Source organism: Methylophaga sp. UBA1464 (assembly GCF_002325665.1).
Lineage (GTDB): Bacteria > Pseudomonadota > Gammaproteobacteria > Nitrosococcales > Methylophagaceae > Methylophaga.
Map to the genome: position 1 here is coordinate 4114 of NZ_DCSO01000035.1, position 3254 is coordinate 7367.

Consider the following 3254-nt stretch of genomic DNA (forward strand, 5'->3'; position numbering starts at 1 on the left):
TTAAGACCGGGACAGGAGGCGATAATAAAGTTTACGGCTTATGATTTTTCAATTTATGGTGGTTTACAGGCAAAACTTGAACGGATTAGTGCAGATACCATTACCAATGATGAAGATGAAAGTTTTTATCTTATCTATTTACGCACGGAACAAAATTTTATAAAAAGTGGTATGGGTGAGTTGGGGATAATTCCAGGAATGACTGTTACTGTTGACATACTTACTGGGGAAAAAACCGTGCTTGATTACCTATTAAAGCCCATACTGAAGGCAAAAAACGAAGCATTGAGAGAGCGTTGAGACTAAGGTTGAACCATGACAGTAATTACAGAGACTGAAAGAAGTCTTTATCTGGCTACAGCAGATACGGAAGTGGCGCGGGTTATAACCGATGCGTTGCCCGCTATCTACGATGTCAGCCTATACCAGGATATCAAAGGTTTACTCAATGCATTAAAAAATCAAACAGCTGAGTTGGTACTCTGCCATCAGTTCCTTTTGGACGATAATCCATCGCAGGTTATTAGTGAACTCAAAAAATTATGTCCGGATAGCCGTATCTTGGTGATTGGTCCACCTCGTCCGATTCCCGTACAAATCGCAGCGCTGAAGCAGGGAGCGCGTGGTTACTTCAATCAAAATCTACCGATGAGTAAACTGCAGGAAGCTTTGCTATTGATTTCAAATGGTGAAGTCTGGGTCGAACGCCATGTTATTTCAGGGTTGATTGATGAAATAAGTCATATTCCAGAAGTGAGTGAACAGCAGCGCCGGGCAGCAAAAACGCTATCCCCCAAGGAATTGGAAGTAGCAAAAATGGTTAGTCACGGTGCGACTAATAAAATGATCGCCCGTAATATGAATATCACAGAAAGAACAGTCAAAGCACATCTGACGACTATTTTCCAGAAAATGAATTTACCGGATCGTCTTTCATTGGCGATTGTATTTCGCGATCTCCGCTAAGCCTGCATTGTGTAGTTGAGGGGTTTTGTCTACAATCGGCAGGAAATGGAAGATTGGGTGATGCTTTGAGGGTGTTCTCAGCGGTAAATTACCCTTAAAAAGTATACCGATTACTGCTTTGAATTAGGAAGATATTATGAACAAAGCGCTTTTTTTAATCCCATCATTGTTGTGCTTTAGTTCAGTGCAAGCTGAAACTTTACAGGAAGCAATTCATACTACTTTAAAAACCAACCCCGATGTTTTGGCTGCCATAAGTGAACGTCAGGCTGTTTCCAAAGAAATAGATCAGGCTAGAGCAGGTTATTTTCCGACTATTGATTTAGGTATTGGTACTGGTTGGGAATCAACAGATAACCCTGCTACACGTAGCCGCGGAGATGGTGAGGTTCATTTAAATCGGGATGAAGCCAGTCTGAATTTACGGCAAATGCTTTATGATGGCAGCCTCACAAAAAACGAAGTTGAGCGCCAAAAAGCCAGAACTGATTCGCGAGCTCATTCAGTATACAGTGTCGCTGAGAATACTGCTTTAGAGGCTACCGAAGCCTATCTTAATGTATTACGCCGTCAAAAGCTGGTGGAACTAGCACAAACCAATCTTGAGTCTCACCAACGTACCCATGACCAGATTACGCTGCGTAGCGAGCGTGGTGTGGGACGCAGAGCAGATATGGATCAGAGTTTAGGTCGATTGGCTTTGGCGGAGACTAATCTGATGGCCGAGCAAAGCAATTTGCGGGATGCCGAAACAAATTATTTGCGGGTCATCGGTGCAGCCCCCAGCTCATTATCACAACCTCCATCGCCTGAACCATCTATGCCATTGACGGTGGATGAAGCGGTTAATATAGCAATTCAAAACCATCCAACCCTGCGCTCTGCTCAAGCGGATGTTGCTTCAGCAAATGCACAACACGATGTCACTCGAGCCGCGTTTTTACCGCGCGTTGATTTCGAATTAGGTACGCGTTCTGATCATGACATTGATGGGGTTCGGGGAACAGATAAAGATGTTACTGCCATGTTTCGGTTACGTTATAACCTGCTCAATGGCGGTAGAGATAAAGCAAGACGGGAAGAAACGGCATTTCTGATTAACCAGGCAGCTGAAATTCGCAATAATACGCATCGACAGGTAGAGCAGAGCGTTCGTTTATCATGGAATGCACTGGAAACTGTTCGCAGACAAATGTCTTACTTCCAGCAGTATGCAGAGTCAGCAGAAAAAACCCGTGATGCTTACCAGCAACAGTTTAATATTGGTCAGCGCACATTACTGGATCTGCTGGATTCTGAAAATGAATTGTTCAGAGCCCGAACTTCACTGACAAACGCACAGTACGATGAACTTTTCACCATGTACCGGGTACTTAACAGTGCCGGTTTGTTGTTGGAAAGTCTGGAGGTCATCGCCCCTGCTGCGGCTACAACAGTTGCTGATAACCGTAATTAATCATTGTATAACTGAATATCGATAAGCCATGCCTGCTGGGTATGGCTTTTTTTTAGAACCTGTACGTTGATAGCTGCAACTTTTTCTGCAATCAAACTATCATGCTATTATGTCGTGCTTAAATTGTAGGGTTATTTTAGAAATTCATGAGTAAGCAATCATCTTTTTCCTTCGAGGAACTTTTGCAGTGCGGCCACGGAGAAATGTTTGGCCCGGGCAATGCCCAACTGCCCGTCCCTAATATGCTGATGATGGATCGCATCAGTCATATTTCCAATGATGGTGGTGCCTATGGAAAAGGTGAAATCATTGCTGAACTGGATATCCATCCGGATTTATGGTTTTTCAAGTGCCATTTTCCAGGTGATCCAGTCATGCCAGGTTGCCTGGGCTTGGATGCCATGTGGCAATTACTTGGCTTTTTTCTGGCATGGGATGGAAATCCCGGTAGAGGAAGAGCGTTGGGCTCTGGTGAAGTGAAATTTACCGGACAAGTTTTGCCTACCGCAAAAAAAGTGACTTACCGTATTGATTTGAAACGAGTAATTTCACGAAAGCTGGTACTTGCTATTGCTGATGGCACAGTATCGGTGGATGGTCGCGATATCTACTTCGCCAAAGATTTACGAGTTGGTCTGTTTACTTCAACTGACAACTTTTAGGACATGACAATGAGACGTGTAGTTGTTACTGGTATGGGGATTACCTCTTGTCTGGGGGTCGATCTCGCCACCGTCACTGAATCACTTCGAGCCGGCCGTTCTGGTATCCGCTTTAAACAACAGTACGCTGATATGGGATTTCGAAGCCATGTGGCGGGTTTTTTTGATAA

3 protein-coding genes and 1 pseudogene are annotated in these 3254 nt (G+C 44.0%); all 4 read left to right on the top strand.

Going from position 1 to position 3254, the window contains the following annotated elements; translation table 11 throughout:
• Positions 1-300: pseudogene (locus B3O33_RS03495) on the top strand (HlyD family type I secretion periplasmic adaptor subunit); the annotation flags it as partial.
• Between the two features lie 15 nt (positions 301-315).
• Complete coding sequence (locus B3O33_RS03500; protein ID WP_292361525.1) at positions 316-966, top strand: response regulator transcription factor; 651 nt, start codon at positions 316-318, stop codon at positions 964-966.
• 136 nt (positions 967-1102) lie between these two features.
• Positions 1103-2422, top strand: a complete 1320-nt coding sequence (locus tag B3O33_RS03505) for a TolC family outer membrane protein (RefSeq protein WP_292361526.1) — start codon at positions 1103-1105, stop codon at positions 2420-2422.
• 146 nt (positions 2423-2568) lie between these two features.
• A complete protein-coding gene (gene fabA / locus B3O33_RS03510) occupies positions 2569-3084 on the top strand; it encodes a 3-hydroxyacyl-[acyl-carrier-protein] dehydratase FabA (protein WP_292361527.1) in 516 nt (171 codons plus the stop codon).
• Positions 3085-3254: the final 170 nt, after the last annotated feature.